The sequence below is a fragment of the Paramuribaculum intestinale genome, from assembly GCF_003024925.1.
Lineage (GTDB): Bacteria > Bacteroidota > Bacteroidia > Bacteroidales > Muribaculaceae > Paramuribaculum > Paramuribaculum intestinale.
The window spans coordinates 13,086-31,533 of the sequence record NZ_PUED01000011.1; the positions used below are offsets into that span (position 1 = coordinate 13,086).

General features: G+C 56.1%; 11 protein-coding genes. 6 read left to right on the top strand and 5 right to left on the bottom strand.

All coding sequences use genetic code 11. From position 1 onward, the window contains the following. Nucleotides 1-11 precede the first annotated feature (11 nt). The 3 genes from C5O24_RS01965 to C5O24_RS01975 are packed head-to-tail and all read right to left on the bottom strand — an operon-like array spanning nucleotide 12 to nucleotide 6,885. On the bottom strand, nucleotides 12-4,253 hold the full coding sequence (locus C5O24_RS01965) for a cobaltochelatase subunit CobN (protein WP_107681377.1): 4,242 nt from the start codon (nucleotides 4,251-4,253) through the stop codon (nucleotides 12-14). Nucleotides 4,254-4,258: 5 nt separating this feature from the next. Then, nucleotides 4,259-6,412, bottom strand: a complete 2,154-nt coding sequence (locus C5O24_RS01970) for a TonB-dependent receptor (RefSeq protein WP_107681375.1) — start codon at nucleotides 6,410-6,412, stop codon at nucleotides 4,259-4,261. Further along, nucleotides 6,409-6,885 (bottom strand): calycin-like domain-containing protein, encoded by a 477-nt coding sequence (locus C5O24_RS01975; RefSeq protein ID WP_161553759.1) that lies wholly within the window; start codon nucleotides 6,883-6,885, stop codon nucleotides 6,409-6,411. Before C5O24_RS01975 ends, C5O24_RS01970 begins: the two co-directional genes overlap by 4 nt. A 273-nt stretch (nucleotides 6,886-7,158) precedes the next feature. On the opposite strand from C5O24_RS01975, the gene C5O24_RS01980 reads away from it, so the two are divergent. The 3 genes from C5O24_RS01980 to C5O24_RS01990 all read left to right on the top strand — a co-directional run bounded on the left by C5O24_RS01980 (nucleotide 7,159) and on the right by C5O24_RS01990 (nucleotide 9,376). After that, nucleotides 7,159-8,079, top strand: a complete 921-nt coding sequence (locus C5O24_RS01980) for a LuxR C-terminal-related transcriptional regulator (RefSeq protein ID WP_161553760.1) — start codon at nucleotides 7,159-7,161, stop codon at nucleotides 8,077-8,079. Beyond that, nucleotides 8,076-8,795, top strand: a complete 720-nt coding sequence (gene phoB, locus C5O24_RS01985; RefSeq protein WP_107035531.1) for a two-component system response regulator PhoB — start codon at nucleotides 8,076-8,078, stop codon at nucleotides 8,793-8,795. The genes C5O24_RS01980 and phoB overlap by 4 nt, the downstream gene beginning before the upstream one ends. Nucleotides 8,796-8,929: 134 nt before the next feature. Further along, complete coding sequence (locus tag C5O24_RS01990; protein WP_107035582.1) at nucleotides 8,930-9,376, top strand: methylglyoxal synthase; 447 nt, start codon at nucleotides 8,930-8,932, stop codon at nucleotides 9,374-9,376. A 46-nt stretch (nucleotides 9,377-9,422) separates the two neighbouring features. Here C5O24_RS01990 and C5O24_RS01995 read toward each other — a convergent pair whose 3' ends face one another. Both C5O24_RS01995 and C5O24_RS02000 read right to left on the bottom strand, forming a co-directional pair. After that, the gene (locus tag C5O24_RS01995; RefSeq protein WP_107035532.1) at nucleotides 9,423-10,400 is read right to left on the bottom strand and encodes a transporter; all 978 of its coding nucleotides are present in this window, start codon (nucleotides 10,398-10,400) and stop codon (nucleotides 9,423-9,425) included. Between the two features lie 61 nt (nucleotides 10,401-10,461). After that, a complete protein-coding gene (locus C5O24_RS02000) occupies nucleotides 10,462-11,775 on the bottom strand; it encodes a UDP-glucose dehydrogenase family protein (protein WP_107035533.1) in 1,314 nt (437 codons plus the stop codon). Between the two features lie 72 nt (nucleotides 11,776-11,847). Between C5O24_RS02000 and C5O24_RS02005 the strand changes: the two genes are divergently transcribed. The 3 genes from C5O24_RS02005 to C5O24_RS02015 form a co-directional block, all read left to right on the top strand. Next, nucleotides 11,848-14,211 carry a TonB-dependent receptor gene (locus C5O24_RS02005; RefSeq protein WP_161553761.1) on the top strand — a complete coding sequence of 788 codons (2,364 nt, stop codon included), beginning with the start codon at nucleotides 11,848-11,850 and terminating at the stop codon, nucleotides 14,209-14,211. 453 nt (nucleotides 14,212-14,664) lie between these two features. Beyond that, a complete protein-coding gene (gene alaS / locus C5O24_RS02010; protein WP_107035535.1) occupies nucleotides 14,665-17,298 on the top strand; it encodes an alanine--tRNA ligase in 2,634 nt (877 codons plus the stop codon). Between the two features lie 79 nt (nucleotides 17,299-17,377). Continuing rightward, the coding region (locus C5O24_RS02015) for an ATP-binding protein (RefSeq protein WP_205961045.1) at nucleotides 17,378-18,448 on the top strand (1,071 nt) is incomplete at its 3' end.

Below are 18,448 nucleotides of genomic sequence, written 5' to 3' on the forward strand. Positions count from 1 at the left end.
TGTGGTATTGTTTATTTTTCCTTCCATCTGCGACGGCGGCGGATGAGCAGTAGCAGGCCGACTATGGCTATTACGACGGCGGCTGCTACAATCGCACCGTTGATACGGTTGGTGATGGTGTCGGTGTGGTTGAGTTCCTCGCGCTTCATCACCATGGAGTTTTCGTCACTGGCGATGTTTTCCGCTCTTGCTGTGGCCACGGCTTCGTTATAGGTGGCGGTAGCCTGAGGCGATACTTTCGACGCAATGAACTCACGCAGCTTGGCGTTGTCGCAGACAAATCCGGTGCAGGCAGCGCCGAATTCCTCGACGGTGGCGGTATGGAGCCGGGCTATTGCCTCGATCTGTTCGGGCGATGCATCCCATAGGCCTTTGCGCACCGTTTCGAGCATTACGGCGGTCATCTCCTGTATGGCGGCAGGGTTTGTTTCGCGGAAGAAGTCTTTTACGCCGAGATTGTTTTTGTCGGCCACGTAGGTGTCGTAAATGCCGTCCCACAGTTCATCGTCGATGGCGTCGGGTTTCATCACGTTCCATCCGTAGGTGTTTGTCACAGTCTGCGCGATGGTAGCGGCGTCGCCCGATCCGCCCTTCATTTTCTCTTTTATGTAGGCCGGATTGAGCAGTGTGGTGCGGCTCTCCACCCCGATAGCTTCCTTCACCTCCTGCATCCTGACGTTGTTGCGGTTGCGGTAGTCGCTCAGATAAGCTTCCGGCTCTTTGCCGGTGACGTTGCGCACGGCGAGATTCATGCCGCCCATGAATTCATATACATGGTCGAGGCTCAGCGCGCCCCACGTGTTGCTCTGGCGAGGCTGCACCACGGCGTCGGTATTGGTCAGAGCCGCTTCGAAGGCATATTCCCGCATCTGTTCCCACGACTCTTCGCTGCCGTAGTCTGCGCCCATGTTGTTGATGTAGACCGAGGCTATCTCCGATGCGTCGTCCCAGCGGTCGCCGGCTTCGACCATGCTCTGTATGCCGGTGCCGTAATTGCCGTCGACTCCTCCGAACACACGCGACGTAGACATTTCGCGCGCTTCTTTTGGCGAAACGCCCCGATTGACAAGATGACGCTCCGACTCTATGACTCCTTCGGCCACATGGTTTGGATATGCGTCGTCATCGGCTGCTGCCGCCATTTTCACAGCGCGGCTTATCAGGAAGAGGCGCGACGTCGCAAGGTCGCGAAGCTGTCCGGAAGTCTGTACCACGACGTCGATACGCGGGCGCCCCAGCTCTTCCGAGGGGATTAGCCGCAGATCGGTCACGCGGCCGAACGGATCGCGCACAGGTTCCACTCCGAGCATATACAGTATCTGGGCTATCGTGGCACCCTCGGTTTCGATAAATTCGCTGCTCCAGAGGGTGTAGCTTACTTTGCGGGGTATGGAATCGCCGTGGTTTTTGCGATACATCGCTATGGTGCCTTCGGCAAGGTCTTTGCCTTTCTCCCATGCCACGGCCGATGGTGTCTCTTCGGCATTGACGGCAAACATGTTGCGTCCGGTCGGCAGGATGTCGGGGTTGAGCACCGGATCGCCGCCCGATGTCGGGGCGGTGAAGCCTCCGTTGAGTGCGTTGACTATCGATGTCAGTTCTGCGGTCGGGCTTTCAAGCAGTGCGGCACGGTAGCGGCCGATGTTGCCGAGGGCACGTTCGACTTCTCCCACTGCGGTGGCAAACTCGATCTGTGTGCCGGTGAGTTCAGGCTGATTCATGCCCGGGTGTCGTGTGGATTGGCCTTTGCTGTCGGGTACGGCGGTTGATTTTCGTTTCATCGCGGCCTTCATCTTGTCAATGGCTTCGTCGTCGGCGCCCATCTTGCGGGCCATGGCTATGGCTTTGTCGGTCGATATGCCGGGGATCATGCCGTGTGTGCGTTTTGTCGACGGACGTTCAGAGATTTTCAGGGTTGTCGGGTTGCCGGCCGGCATCATGGCTCCCATCACCATCATGCGCGAGAGCATGTCCCTTGATCCTTCCATTGAGCGGAGTATGTTGCGTGCACTGTCGAGGTCTTCGGTCGTCAGTCCTGTCAGACGGCATATCGCCGCATCGTCGGCCGGCGCTCCTGACCTGACGAGTTCCAGCGCTTTGCGACGCCACTCTTTCAGATCGCCTCCGCGCAGTTTGTGGAGGCTGTAGGCTATCGGATCCACAGCCATGGCTTCGACTGTAGATGCGATATGTCGTTCGGAGTAGGGGCGTCCCATGACGTAGAGCGCGCCGGTGATCTTCTCGTTGGCGAGTTCTTCGGCGAAGTCTTCGATGCGTGCGATGTCATCGGGTGTCCACCGGGCTGTGCTGTCGATGCGCAGTTCGCGGTGTATGCCGAGTCCGAGGGTGTATTGCTTCACGAGGCGTGAGGCGCGGAGTGAGTCGGATGGCGTGCGTGCGCGGTTGTAATCGTTGATGGCATCGGTCAGATTGCGGTAGATGCCTCTGACCTCGCTCTCCATGAACGGAGGTGTGAGGTAGTTGACAATGCCGGCGTAGGAGCGGCGTTTGGCTATCATGGCCTCTCCGACATTGGATGTGGAGTAGACATATACGTGAGGCATGTCGCCCACGAGACGGTCGGGCCAGTCGTTGCTGCCGAGTGCTGCCTGCTTGCGCGGAGTGAATTCGAGCGAACCGTGTGCGCCGAAGTGCATCAGCGCGTCAGCTCCGAATCCATATCGTGCCCATAGGTAGGCCGCAACGTAATTGTGGGGAGGGGCGGCATCGGTGCCGTGCACGTTCTTGAAGTCGTCGCTGCCGAGTCCGGCAGCGGTCTGCGGTATCAGCGCGATGTTGCCGAATTGCAGTCGTGCAAGAGCCAGATTGCCGTTGTCGTCCTTCAGGCCATGGCCAGGAAATTCTCCGTCGACCGCATCGATATCCTTACGCATTTCGGTGGAGAATGCTTTGCCGCACCAGGAATCGTATTCTTCCCGGCTGATCAGCTGGGGATTGTTGTCGCGCACGAAACCGGCCTGAGCGCCCTTGGCGTATTCGTTGAACACACGTCCGTTGGCTGCTATGAGTCGTTCAAGAGATGCGGCGTCGGCCGGCAGGCCGTCGACATTGTAACCCTCCTGCCGGAGTCGTGTGAGCATGTTGTAGAGTGATGGAGCCACATCCATTCCGGAAGCCACCATGGCACTCTGTCCAGGTCCCTTGAAGTATAATATGGCCACTTTCTTGTCGCGGTTGGGCTTGCGCCGGAGTGTCACGTAGTTGTTGACTGTGGCTACAAAATCATCCAGACGTCCGGGAATCGCTTCCACTGCCGGCAGTCCGTCGTCGCCGGTGAAGTGTGCGAAAAGCGTGAAGGGGCGGATTGCGCCGTCGATCTCGGGAGTGACTATGCTCTGCGACAGAAATCCTCCGCTCATGCCCATTTTGTCGGCCATCCATTCGTCGTAGTCGCGGTTGGCGTTGACGGGAGCGAAAAGCGGGATTCCTGCGGCTTCGAGCCAGCGGGTGACGGCGTCGCCCATGCGGCCGTGGGCCATGTTGATCATGGCTGAGGCATTGATGGAGTCGGCGTGTCCGCCGGCAATGAAAGTCTGTATGACGCTAACCGGATATACGATGTTGCCGGTGCGTTCGAGCCGGTCGACGAGACTGTCGGCCACGCCCATCTGCCCGGTGAGTATGATCCGTGGCGCATTGTCGCTCCATCGGCCGCTGTCTTTCAGCCACCGCTCGTAGGCTTCGACCGAATTGAAGCTGAAGTCGTCGTCATCGGTACCCGAGGGGTGGTATATCATCGAGCCTGAGGCTACGACCGGGTCGCCCGGCTCGTCGACAAACAGACGCTTTCCGTCGATGAATTTTCTGACATATCTGAGCATGTTGCGGTAGTTGTTGCGTCCGCCGGCGAGATACTGTTGCAGAAACTCGCTGTCGATCGAGTCGACCGAATTGATCTGGTTCTGGGGATTGGTGGCGGCGGTGGTCAGCACCGGAGTGCCTGATTCGGCTGCATCGATGAGATGCTGACGCTGCTCGGCGTCGATACGGAGTCCCATGCCGTTGACGAAGACCATGTCGTATCGGCCGGCCTTGTCGAGCTGGTCGGCCGGAAGCTCGTGGATGCTGACCGATGTGTTGTCGTTTGCTTTTGAGATCTGTCCCAGTGCTATGGCCTGATAATTGACAAAGGCTATGCGTGTCCGCGATGCCATCCTGTTCCAGGCCAGAAAGCCTGCGCCGATGACTGCGGCGCAGGCTATTGATAGTGTGATAGTCCTTTTTTTGTTCATCTTGGTCATTTGAAGATGTCGTTGACGTCGATCGAAAGTCCTGCCGACCAGGTGCGTCCGTTGGTCGGAGCGGAGTTCCAGTAGTATGTTTTGGGTTTGTAATTCAGTAAATTGTCAATGATGAAGTTGACGCTGATTCCGCGCCAGATCCGTTGCTGAAGAGTGAATTTCCACAGCGAGTAGGCTCCGTCGGTGTCATAGCGGCTTGATGCCTTCGAAAGATATCGGCCCGACAGGCCGGCATATAGTTTATAGGCGCTGCACAGCCGGCGTTCGTAGTCGATGCGCCATGTGGCCGAGTGAGGGCGTGGCTGGCTGAACTGGGAGTCGAGCGATCGGTGTGCTACGTGAAGATAGTTGTAGCTCAGCGAAGCTCCGAGTCCCGAGGCAGTGCGGTAGCGGGCGTTGAAGTCGGCGCCTGCCACTCTCACGCCGTCCTCGTTGGCATAGATGGCTCCCTCTTCAAGCCGGTCGGTTCCGGGGAAGTCGGTGGTGGTGATGCGTCTGTCGTAATAGTTGTAGTAGCCCGAAAGGGTCAGGCTGTAGGATCCGGCAAGTATGCCCCCGCGAACTTGGCCGTTGCGTTCCAGCGCCAGATTGAAATTATGGCTTTTCTCCGGTTTCAGATCGGGATTGCCGTAGATCATCTGTATCCCGGCCATGTCGAAGCACATATACATCTCCTTGAGCGTCGGGGCGCGGAAGCCTCCGGCATAGGATGCTCTGACCGACAGCGGGCGGAGCTTGAACATCGTGGCTATCCGCGAGGTGACGGCATTGTTGTCTGATGCCGAGAAGTAGTCGTCGCGCACAGAGGCGATGATATTGAGCCACGACAGGGGGTTGTAGTCAAACTGCACGAATGCATCGACCGATGTCTGCGAATGCGACGCGTTGTCGGTAAACTGATATGTGTTGAGATAGTCGTGCATGTAGTCGGCTCCGACTGTAAGGCCGTTGGCTCCCCAGAACTTGGTGTAGAGACCGTGTGCGATGTGCTGGCGGTTGCTGTAGTCGTGGTCGTGGGTGCGGCGTCCGCCGGTGTATCGCGATTTGTCGTACTGGTCGTAGCCATACGACACCTCCAGATTCTGGCTTTCGTCTATGTCCCACACTCCGCGCAGTCCGCCATTGTAGTCGTGATAGTGATCGTCGTAGTTGGCCCGGTCGCTCGTGCGGGCGAAATATCCTCCTCTGGCGATCAGGCGCAGCCGCTCTGAAACACGGTATGTGAGCCGTTCCTTGATATTGAGAGTGGTGCCTCCGTAGATCTCGTGGATTTTCGACTCGGTGTCGAAGGCGTCGGTGAGACGTATCGTATTCATCGTCGAGTGCTGTACGGAAGTGTTCGAGTTCCACTTGCCGGAATTGAAGCTCAGGTCGCCTCCGGTTCTCCACTCTTTGCCGGCGTTGCGGTAGCGTGAGTTGAGGTTGAGCCGCCACGGTTCGTCATGCTCTTTCGTTATGAGATTGACCACACCGCCTACGGCATTGGCTCCGTAGAGAGCCGATGACGCTCCTTTGACGATCTCCACTTTCCCGACGTTCTCAAGATTGAGTCTGTTGTAGTCGACATTGTCCATTGTTTCGCCTGCCAGCCTTTCGCCGTCGACCAGGAAAAGTATGGCGTTTCCGCCGAAACCGCTCATATTGAGCGACGTTTCCTGACTCATCGCGAATCCGAATTCCAGTCCGGGAAGTTCCTCTGTAAGAAGATCCTGTATGTTGGTTGCGTCGGTCTTGCCAATCTCTTCGGCCGATATGACACGTGTCACCACCGGCACGTCTTTCAGCGCTTTCGGTGTGCGTGTGGCTGTGATTACGACCTCGTTGAGCATAGTCGGATCGGACGATAGCCTGACGGTATTGTCTTTTTCCGAGCCTTCCGACCGTATGATGGCATCGCCTGTGGCATAGCCTATATAGCTCACGGTGATTCTGGCTGTGGACCGGCTCGGAATCTCGAAACTGTATCTGCCGTCAGCACCGGTGGTGACGGGCTGTCCGTGGCCTTCGATTCTGACTACGGCCCCGGGTAGCGGACTTCCGGTTTCATCCAGTACCTTGCCGACATACGTGTCGGCAAGGCCTGTGAGCGGAAACAGAAGTCCGACGGCCGATAGCAGTGCTGGTTTCAGGCTTCCGGTCATGGATGTCATTTTTTAGGAGCGGAGAATGTGCATATCATGGGCATTGGCATCGCTCCATACTGCAGGTTGAATCTGATGGTGAGCACCTCGTCGGCGTATGAGCCTTCTATTGTGCCTGACACGGCACGGCCGCTGTCGGTGGTGCCGCTGAATTCGGTCGTGGCAAGGGTATATGTGCCGTCGCTTCCCGACACCTTTACGTCGGATACGTTGATCTGCGGCACCTGCATCGGCGGGTTGCCGAATGACGGCAGTGTGATGTCGACAGTGGCATCGTCGGTGGCGTCGACATTGAAGGTCAGATCCTCAAACACTGACTCGTTGCCCATCACAGAGCAGGTCATATCGCCGGTATATGTTCCGGCAACATACTCGGCTGCCGGTAGCGAGGGTTCGTCGTCTTTGTCTGAACACGATGAGAATACTGATGTGATGCCGGCGAGGAGCATCATGACTGTGAAGAATGCTGCTGTTCTTTTCATGAAAGTGGTCATTTGTTGAAATTGATTTCGATTGGTTATGGTATTTTTCCGGATGCAAAATTAGATATGGCCGTGTGCCGCATCAATACCGTAAAAAAGTGAAAAAAAACGGGCGGCGTGAGTGCTGTAGCATGGCCGGACATGGGTATGCCTGCATGACAATCATTGCTTTTGAGTATTTGTCGTGTGGATATAAGATATTACCTTTGCATGGGGAAATCAACCCATCTGATTATGATAGACAAGCAACAAGGATATCTCTCGTCCAACAACATGAGAGAGCTGATTCGCGACAATGCCATGCTTTTGCCGGCTATCAGCCGGTTTGATATCGCTTTCGGATTCGGCGACAGTTCGGTGGCTCAGGTGTGCCGTGAGAACGGGGTGGATACCGATACGTTTCTATGTGTGTGCAACCTGTTGAGCGGCTATAGCTACGACGTGACGTCGATATCGCTGACATCGCTGATGGGATACCTAAAACGTGCGCATACGTCGTTTCTCGACGTCCAGTTTCCTAAAATACGCCACTACCTGATCGACGCTATCAACTATTCCGCTTCCAACGAGGTGGCCTTGCTGCTCATGAAGTTCTTCGACGATTATGTGGTGGAGGTGAAGAAGCACATGGACTATGAGAATGACGTGATATTCGCCTATGTCGACCGGCTGATCAGAGGGGAGGCCGACGAAGAATTCAATATAGCCCGCTACTCTGCAGGCCATGTCGACACGGCTGAGAAACTCAAGGAGCTGAAGGATATCTTCATCTATCATTATAAGCAGAAGGAGAACGACCGCCTCAGCGGGGCGCTTTTCGACATCATAATGTGTGAGCGCGATATGCTTCGCCATTTCGATGTCGAGAGCCAGCTGTTCATTCCGGCTGTGGAGCGGATGGAGTCGGAAATGCGGCGGTCGGCGACGGATGTGGCCGGAGAGGGTCAGGCCGATGACGATGTCACTTCGGCGCAGCTTGCGCTGCTGAGCGAGCGCGAGAAGGAGATACTGCGTGGCATAGCGCAGGGAAAGGTCAACAAGGAGATCGCCGACGAGCTGTGCATATCCGTGCACACCGTTGCCACTCACCGGCGCAATATCAGCGCCAAGCTGGAAATACACACTGCCGCCGGACTGACGATATTCGCGATAATACATCATCTCGTCGATGTCAATGAAGTGACCCCGGTATGACTGCGGAGACAAAAAGGATTCTGGTCGTAGACGATGAGGAAACCCTCTGCGATGTCATGGCTTTCAATCTGGAGGCTGAAGGATATGTCGTCGAGAAGGCCTATAGCGCAGAGGAGGCACTGGCCTATGACCTTTCGGAGTTTGATCTGATTCTGCTTGACATCATGATGGGGGAGATCTCAGGGCTGCAGCTTGTGCGTATCATGCGGTCTAATCCCGCTACGGCGTCGGTGCCGGTGATATTCTGCACAGCCAAAGATGCGGAGGATGACATGATACGTGGCCTCGACACAGGCGCTGACGACTATATAACCAAGCCATATTCGCTGCAGACGGTGCTTGCACGGATCCGCTCGGTGCTCCGCCGCGCATCATCCTCGTCGCGTGATAATACATCTTCGTCATCCACGCCTATGTTGACTGTGCAATTCATGGGGCTGCAGTTGTCGCGGCGCACTCATGTGTGTATGGTCGATGGCGAGGAAGTCAGGATGCCGCGCAAAGAGTTCGAGATATTGTTCCGTCTGCTGTCGGACCGCAACAGGGTGTTCTCGCGCGCCGAACTGCTGTCGGAGGTCTGGCCCGGAGAGACTGTGGTGGCCGATCGGGCGGTGGATGTCAACGTCACGCGGATCCGGCAGAAAATCGGCCGCTACGGCCGCCATATCATCACACGTTCAGGATACGGCTATGGCTTTATGGACGATCCGGTCTGAACGGTTTGTTATCAGCATGTATGACGACGGGGGAGGTGTGTGCCGAACCGCATCGGGTTGTCAGGCGTTTTCAAGTAAACTGAAATGAGTTGCTGATTAGTTCGGTAATACCAGCTGTTTTTTTGAAGATGCTTATGAAAAAGAAACTGACTATAGCGCTCGTGGCACATGACCGGCGAAAGGCCGACATGATCGACTGGGTCAAAGTTCATGCTCCCTGTCTTTCGCAACACAGGCTCGTTTGTACGGGCACTACGGGGCGTCTGGTGGCGCAGGCTTTTGCCGATGCCGGAATTGATGCCGACGTGGAGTGTATGAACTCAGGGCCAATGGGTGGCGATGCCGAGATTGCGGCAATGGTGGTGAGAAACGAGATAGATCTCGCCGTGTTTCTTATCGATGATCTGAACGCTCAGCCCCACGAGGCCGATATACAGATGCTGTTGCGTCAGTGCCGTCTGCATAATGTGCCGATAGCATGCAACCGCATAAGCGCGGATCTGATGATCTCAAGCTCGCTGTGGGATGATCCTTCCTACAAGCCTATAGAGCAAAGCTATATACGGTTTGACCGTAAGTGACCGATACGGTGTCGGCGCGATGCTTGCGCAAACTGTTCGCGTAGGGCTATGACCCGGCCTTGGCGGCTGTGTTTTCTGCTGTAGACTTCTTGTGCTCGTAGAGCTGATAGGAGTTGACAAGATTGTGCCAGATACTGTAAAATCCTCCGGCCACAGCGGTTATGGGAGTGAAAAAAGTGTAGCCCATCCATATGGCAAGCACGGTGTTTTTCTGTCCGAACGACTGTCCGGCCGTGATCATGTCGTTGTAGCGCAATCCTATCTTCCTTCCGATCCAGAACTGCATGGCGCAGCATATCAGGGATACGGCCACAAGCCAGAGCTGGGTGGCGACGTCGACGTCGGTGTGGACTATGCTACGGGTGGTGACGGCTGTCGCAAGCGCGAGAGCCACAGCCCACAGATAGAACGTCAGCCCCTGAAGGCTTCCGATGCGGCGGTTGAGGCCCGGAAGCATCCGGCGTATGGCGAGTGCGGCCACGAGCGGCATCAGCAGCAGGGGAAAAACCTTGCGGAGTATTAGCATTGATGAGGTCATGGCCGACATCTCGGGATTGGGATGGACAAACGGCACGAGAGCCGGTATCATAAGCGCGGCGGCAAGATTGATGAGTATGGTGTAGGTGGTGATGTTGTTGACGTCGCCGCCGAGTTTGCGTGTGATCACCGCTCCGGCTGTAGCCGTGGGGCAGATGAGGCATATCATTGCGCCTTCAAGCACTATGCGTATGCCGCTGTGTGGCATGGCTATAAGCACAAGTCCGATGGCCGTGAACAGTCCGCATTGCAGCAACAGCAGCCACAGATGCCAGCGGCGAAGCCGCAGTTCGTGCGGATTGATTTTGCTGAATGTGATAAACAGCATGGAGAATATCAGCAGCGGCTGCACCACGGCTATGGCTTCGGACGCAAGGATGTGAGTCGGGCGCAGCCACGGAATGCTCACGTATGCGAAATATCCTCCGATGCCTGCAAGTATGGCGATTATAAGTGTCCAGTCTTTCAGAAACTGTATGACTTTCATATTGCTGCTGTAATGCGTTGTGTCATGGGCCGCAGTGTCGGCCGGGGCAGTCGCTGCATGGTCAGGGGCGTCCGATGGCGTGCACTTTCAGTCCGGCAGCGGCGAGATCGTCGGGAGAGTATATGTTGCGGCCGTCAATGACCGTTTCGCCATTCATCAGCCGTGCCACCGCAGGCCATGATGGCAGGCGGAACTGTTTCCACTCGGTCAGCACGCACAGTGCGTCGGCGTCGATGCAGGCGGCATACATGTCGGTAGCGTAGTCCACCTTGTCCGACAGACGGCGGCGGCATTCGTCCATCGCCACCGGGTCGAAGACGCATACTGTGGCTCCATCGCCGAGAAGGTCTTCGATGAGTGTCAGTGACGGAGCCAGGCGCATGTCGTCGGTTTCGGGCTTGAAGGCAAGTCCCCAGAGGGCTATCCGGCGTCCTTCCAGTCGGCCGAGGGCTTTGCGGAGCTTGCGGAACGGTATGTGTTTCTGTTCGTCGTTGACGGCCTCCACCGCCTGAATCACGCGCATCGGGTAGCCGAGCTGTTCTCCGGTGCGTATGAGCGCCTGCACGTCTTTCGGGAAACAGGAGCCGCCGTAGCCGCATCCTGGGTAGAGAAACTTGTTGCCGATGCGGGTGTCGGCGCCTATGGCACGGCGCACTTGACTGACGTCGGCTCCGGTAAGCTCGCACAGGTTGGCTATGTCGTTGATAAACGATATGCGTGTGGCCAGCATGGCGTTGGCGGCATACTTGGCCATTTCGGCCGAGGGAATGTCCATGAACATCACCCGGAAATTCTGAAGCAGGAACGGACGGTAGAGGCGCTCCATCACTTCACGCGAACGCGGGCCGTCGACACCGATCACCACACGGTCGGGCGACATGAAGTCCTTGATAGCCGCGCCCTCTTTGAGAAATTCTGGATTGGATGCCAGCTCGAAGTCCACGTTGACTCCGCGGCGGTCGAGTTCCTCGTTGATAATGCCGCGGATTATTTCGGATGTGCCAACCGGAACGGTTGATTTGGTGACAAGGATTGCCTGACGGTCGATGTGGCGGCCGAATGTCCGGGCCACGGCCTTGACGGCGGTGAGATCGGCCGAGCCGTCATCGTCGGGCGGGGTGCCGACGGCGGAGAATACTGCTTCGACATCATTGATCACCTCTTCGAGTGATGTGGTGAAGTGCAGGCGTCCGTCGCGTACGTTGCGGCGCACCAGTTCGTCGAGTCCCGGTTCATATATAGGTATTATGCCTTGTCTGAGGCTTTCGATCTTTGCCTTGTCGATATCCACGCAGGTGACATCGGTGCCCATTTCAGCGAAGCAGGCTCCCGATACGAGTCCGACATATCCGGTTCCAACGATAGCGATCTTCATTGTGGCTTTTGATTGTGGGTTTGAATGTGCAAAGTTACAACAATTTTTCTTCCATTGTGCCGTTATTTGTGTATGCTACGCTGGTTATCGATTTTTTTTCTGACCGTCACTGCCCTATGGCAGGCGTCGGCGTCGGTAGTGCTTCGCGGACGTGTCACCGATTACAGCGGTGAGCCGCTCGAAGGCGTGACCGTCAGCCTCGGCACAGGGCTGGGTGCGACGCTCACCGACGCCAAGGGAATGTATCGTCTCACGACGGCCGATACTGATACGCTGCGCGCATCTTTCCGCTTGCTCGGCTACCGGGAGGAGCGGCGCACGCTGCTTCATCCACAAGGGGAGATGGTGATAAGTCTGCGTATGCGGCCCGATGAGCGAGAGCTTGAGGAGGTCATTGTCACCGATATCCGCAAGCGCACCGACGCAATGGAGCGGCTCGACGCCCGCGAGTACGGACGCCGTGCCGGCGATCCTACCGGTGGCAGCGTCGAGGCGATGGTGGCCACTCTTCCCGGTGTGGCCGGAGCGGGTGAGCTGTCGGGGCGTTATTCGGTGCGTGGAGGGTCGTATGACGAGAATACGGTTTATGTCAACGGCGTGGAAATATATCGTCCGATGCTTGTGGCCAGCCAGCAGGCCGAGGGGCTTAGTGTGGTAAATCCGGAGATGACCGCGTCGGTCGGATTTTCGTCTGGCGGTTTTGCCGCCCGCTATGCCGACCGTATGTCGTCGGTGCTCGATGTAGCCTATCGTCGGCCGCAGTCGTTTGAAGGGTCGGCCACAGTGTCGATGATGGGCGGGGCGCTGACTCTCGGTCAAGGTTCCGAACGGTTTGCACAGCTTCATGGCGTGCGCTATAAACGCAATACTTCTGTACTGTCCACTTCCGACACCAAAGGTGAATACGATCCTGACTTTTTCGACTGGCAGAGTTGCCTGTCATGGTCGCCGTCGCGGCGTTGGCGTGTGGAAGCTTTTTTTGATGCGAATCTGAATACTTATAGGTTTGCGCCGGCCGACCGCAACACGAGTTTCGGCACGCTTGACGACGCTCATCGCTTCAAGGTCTATTTCGATGGCTGTGAACACGACCGCTTCAATGCGTTTACCGGAGCTGCCACGGTAGGATATACGACGGGTAATACGGATCTGAGTCTTCAGCTGTCGGGATTCCGCACCGACGAGCTTGTGGCTTACGATATATCCGGTGAATACTGGCTTGATCAGGCCGGCAGCGAACTCGGAGCGGGGCGTTATGCCGAACATCAGCGCAACCGTCTGAAAGCTACTGTGCTGTCGGCGTTGTTTCAGGGTACGACGCGTCTGTCGTCGCATAGGTTGCTTTACAGTCTTGGAGTCAAGCGCGAGCATACGGAGGGGCGTGTCAGTCAGTGGGAGCGTCGCGATTCGGCCGGCTATTCGTTGCCGCTGGCTCCCGATGCGCTCCGGGTCTACTTCGCATTGCGTGGCAATCATGATGTTTCCGCCTCGCTTGTATCGGCCGTCGTGCAGGATACATGGCAGCGGCAGACGTCGGCCGGATTCTGGAACGTCACCGGCGGCATCCGTGCCACACACCGCTCATCGTCGGGCGAATTTCTCGTCAGTCCGCGTCTGGAAGCCGGGCTGGTGCCCGCCGGCGCTCCTCAATGGGCTTTCCGTCTGGCCGGTGGAGTGTATTATCAGCTGCCGTTCTACCGTGAGATGCTTCTCCGCAGGGAGATCGCTCCGGGTGAATATGTGACCGAGGTCAACAGCGATGTCAGATCGCAGCGATCGCTGCAGATCGTGGGAGGAGCCGACTTTAATTTCCGTGCGTTCGGCCGGCCGTTCAAATTCTCCGCCGAGGCATATTATAAAGCGTTGTCGAAGATCAATCCCTATGAGGTGGAAAACCTTACGGTGACATATCTCGGGCGCAATGCGGCGTCGGGCCATGTGGCCGGTCTTGATTTCAAACTTTTCGGACAATTCGTGGCCGGTAGCGATTCGTGGATCAGTTTCGGGTTGATGGACACCCGCGAGACGCTTGAAGGCAAAAGTGTGCCGCGACCCAACGACCGCCGCTATAATCTGTCGGTTTATTTCACCGATTTTGTTCCCGGTGTGCCTCGGTTGAAGGTGAGTCTTCGCGGTGTGCTGATGGATGGACTGATCACCACCGCGCCAGGACGCACGCGCTACGACGGATATTTCCGCACTCCACCATACAAGCGCGTGGATCTCGGTCTGGCGTATGGGATCATCATGTCCGAAACCGATGGCCGGCGCAGGGCTGTCAGAAGTCTGTGGGCCGGTATTGACCTTTTCAATCTGTTTGACATCACCAATGTCAGCAACTACTATTGGGTCACTGACGTCAACAGCATTTCCTACGCTGTTCCCAACTATATGACCCGCCGTCAGATCAACCTGCGCCTCACACTCGACTTCTGACATCCACTCACCTGCGAGGTCAGATTAGATCTGCTTAAAAGTTAAATAAGGTTAAATGCATGGAAGTTTATATGTTCTACTACATATCTTTTCATAAAAATGTGTAACTTTGCATCAGTTTTTCATGGTATTAGATTTAAGGTAAGAAGATTATTCGTCGTGATGACGAGTAATTTTTTTTATATCCCTGTAGCAACGGATATGTTATAGGGAATGTATTGTTTGATGCTTCAGATGATTGGATTCCCGTAGTTCTTCCACCGTTAGGTAGGTGCGCTTTTTCGTTTGTTTCAGTTGTGATAATGCTGATAATGCTGAAAATATGCATTGCCAAGCCAAAAAAAATAGCTAATTTTGCAGAGATATCAGGCTCCGTTGGCATTAGCTGTCGGTAGCCGCTATCGTGTTTTATACGTGGAAAAAGAAAGCAAGACGAAAGCATAAATAAAGCAAATGGAAAAGAAGCTTACTGCCAAAGAGATACGAGAATCGTTCAAAGAGTTTTTCCGTCAGAAAGGCCATAAGATAGTGCCCTCGGCGCCCATGGTCATCAAGGATGATCCGACGCTGATGTTTACGAATGCGGGCATGAATCAGTTCAAGGATATAATCCTCGGCAATGCAGCTCCAAAGAGCCGCAGGGTGGCCGACTCGCAGAAGTGTCTGCGCGTCAGTGGAAAACACAACGACCTCGAAGAGGTGGGAATGGACACATATCACCACACGATGTTCGAGATGCTCGGCAACTGGTCGTTCGGCGACTATTTCAAGCAGGAAGCCATCGACTGGGCGTGGGAATATCTGGTGGATGTGCTCGGGCTGGATCCGGATCGGTTGTATGCCACAGTGTTCGAAGGCTCGGCCGAGGAGGGTCTGACGCGCGATGACGAGGCCGCGGGCTACTGGGAGAAGCATCTTCCCGCCGACCATATCATCAACGGCAACAAGCACGACAATTTCTGGGAAATGGGCGATACGGGTCCGTGCGGCCCCTGCTCGGAGATACATATCGACCTGCGTTCCGATGCCGAGCGTGCAGCAAAGCCCGGACGCGAACTGGTCAACCACGATCATCCGCAGGTAATCGAGATATGGAACCTGGTGTTCATGCAGTACAACCGCAAGGCCGACGGCTCGCTCGAGCCGCTGCCTGCCAAGGTGATCGACACAGGCATGGGATTCGAACGCCTCTGCATGGCTCTGCAGGGCAAGACATCAAACTACGACACCGACGTGTTTACCCCGCTCATATCCGCTATCGCGCGGCTGTCGGGACTTGAATATGGCAAGGACGTAAAGGTCGATATAGCCATGCGTGTCATCGCCGACCATGTGCGCACTATCGCATTCTCGATCGCCGACTCGCAGCTTCCCGGCAACGCCAAGGCCGGATACGTGATACGCCGCATCCTGCGCCGTGCCGTACGCTACGCCTACACATTCCTGGGGCAGAAGCAGGCGTTCATGTACAAGCTTATCGACACGCTTATCGAATCCATGGGCGAGGCCTATCCTGAAATAAAGAGCCAGCGCGAACTGATCATGAAGGTGATCAAGGAGGAAGAGGATGCATTCCTGCGCACGCTCGACAACGGTATACGTCTGCTCGACGGAGCCATGGCCGCTGCAAAAGCCGACGGACGCACCGAGATTTCAGGCAAGGAAGCTTTCACGCTTTACGATACCTATGGTTTCCCTCTCGATCTTACTGAGCTTATACTCAAAGAAAACGGCATGACTCTTGACCATAAGGAGTTTGATGCCGAGATGCAGGCTCAGAAGGAGCGTGCACGCAATGCCGCAGCCACCGAAGCCACCGACTGGGTGACAGTGGGCGACGGTGAGCCTGAGTTTGTCGGCTACGACCACACATCGGTCGAAACCGGAATACTCCGCTACCGCAAGGTCAAGCAGAAAAAGGGCGAATACTATCAGATAGTGCTCGCTCGCACCCCGTTCTATGCCGAAATGGGTGGCCAGACGGGCGACCGTGGCACACTTACCGACGCCGACGGACGCGTCACTGAGATATACGACACAAAGCGCGAGAACGGAATGGCCGTGCACCTTGCAAAAACACTTCCGGCAGATCCGGCCGCAGTGTTTACGGCCGCCATCGACACCGATGCGCGTCAGGCCACATCGTGCAACCACACAGCCACCCACTTGCTACACTATGCTCTCCGTGCAGTGCTTGGCAAGCATGTGGAACAGCGTGGATCATACGTAAGCCCCGACGTGCTGCGCTTCGACTTCAGCCACTTCCAGAAAGTGACTCCCGAAGAGATCAAGCAGGTGGAGCACATGGCCAATGAGATGGTGCGCCGCGCTATAGGCCGTGACGAGCACCGCAATCTCCCGATCGCCGAGGCGCAGGCCATGGGAGCCATGGCGCTCTTCGGCGAGAAATATGGCGACGAGGTGAGAGTCATACGCTACGGCGATTCAGTCGAGCTGTGTGGCGGTACTCATGTCGACAATACGGGCAACATAGGTATGATACGCATCGTCAGCGAGAGTTCCATAGCCGCCGGAATAAGGCGTATAGAGGCCATCACAGGTCGTGCTGTAGAGGATGCCATGGATTCGCTGACATCCACTCTGGCGCAGCTTGCCGGAATGCTCGGCAACGCCCCCGATGTGGTGGCTGCAATGCGTCGTTCCATAGCCGAGAATGCCGATCTGAAAAAACAGGTCGAGGACTATTTCAACGAACGTGCCCAGGCCATGACTAAGGTCGTGCTTGAAAAGGCTGATATGGTAGGCAGTGGTATCCGTTTGGCTGCTTTCAGCGGGCCGATGATGCCCGAGATGGTCAAGAGTGTGGCTTTTGGCGTCAGAGCCTCCTCGCCCAGGGAAACGGCGTTCGTGGCCGCAACTGTCGACGGAGCCGGCAAGCCGTTGCTGACGGTGATGCTGACCGACGACCTGACATCGCGCGGACTGAACGCCTCGCAGATAGTGCGCGAGGCAGCCAAGGCCATCAAGGGTGGCGGCGGTGGACAGCCTGGATTCGCACAGGCCGGAGGCAAGGACGCAGAAGGTCTGAGCGTGGCGTTCGAGAGCATGACATCCGCTTTCAAGTGACCTGACACCAGCCCCATCCGATAACTCTGATCATTCCGATAATTCCGATCCCTCCGATTACCAAATAATCAAACAACGAATGAGCGACCACCACAACAACGAAACCGACGAAGAACTCTCCGAAGCCAGAGAGAGAGTGGCCGACGACACTCTCGATTTCGAGGAGTCGCAGGCCGAAGCCGGAGCGACTGACGGTTATGATGAAAACTCTATTGTGACCCTTTCGCCGAAGGAGCACGTAAGGCTTCGTCCCGGCATGTATATAAGCTCTCTCGGCGACGGCTCATCGTCGGAAGACGGCATCTACGTGCTTCTAAAGGAGGTGATCGACAATTCGGTCGACGAGTTCAATCAAGGGTTCGGCAAAGTTATTGACGTGACTGTGACCGAAACATCAGTCACGGTGCGTGACCGCGGCCGCGGCATACCGCTTGGCAGTGTGGTCGACGCGTCGTCGAAACTCAACACCGGCGCCAATTTCGGCACACGAGGCAATCTGAAGACGGCGGGAATGAACGGTATCGGCATCAAGGCTGTCAACTTCCTGTCGTCGGAATTCGTAGTGCAGAGTGTGCGCGACGGCAAGATGAAGCGCGTCAGCTACTGCCGTGGCGACATCGTGGAGGAGAGCGAGATCACGGACACCGAGGAGCCTAACGGCACCACCGTAAGCTTCACGCCTGACGATACACTCTTCAAGGGCTACCGTTACCGTGAGGAATTCATTGTGCCGATGATCAAAAACTACTCGTTTCTCAATGTGGGGCTGACCATCAATCTGAACGGGACGAAATACGTGTCGCGCAACGGTCTGACCGATCTCCTCAAGGAATATATGACCAATGAGCCGCTTTATCCGATCATTCATCTCACCACCGATGATCTGGAGGTGGCTTTCACGCATGCGAGCCAGTACGGAGAGGAATACTATTCGTTTGCAAACGGTCAGAATACCGTGCACGGCGGCACGCATCTGACCGCGCTTAAGGATGCGATCTCGCGCACGATCAAGGAATATTCCGGAAAGGCCAATCTCGAAGGTTCCGATATCAGAGGCGGAATAGCCGCAGCCATATCGCTTCGTCTTGAGGAGCCGGTGTTCGACTCGCAGGCAAAGACCAAACTCACCTCGCGCGACATAGCTCCAGAT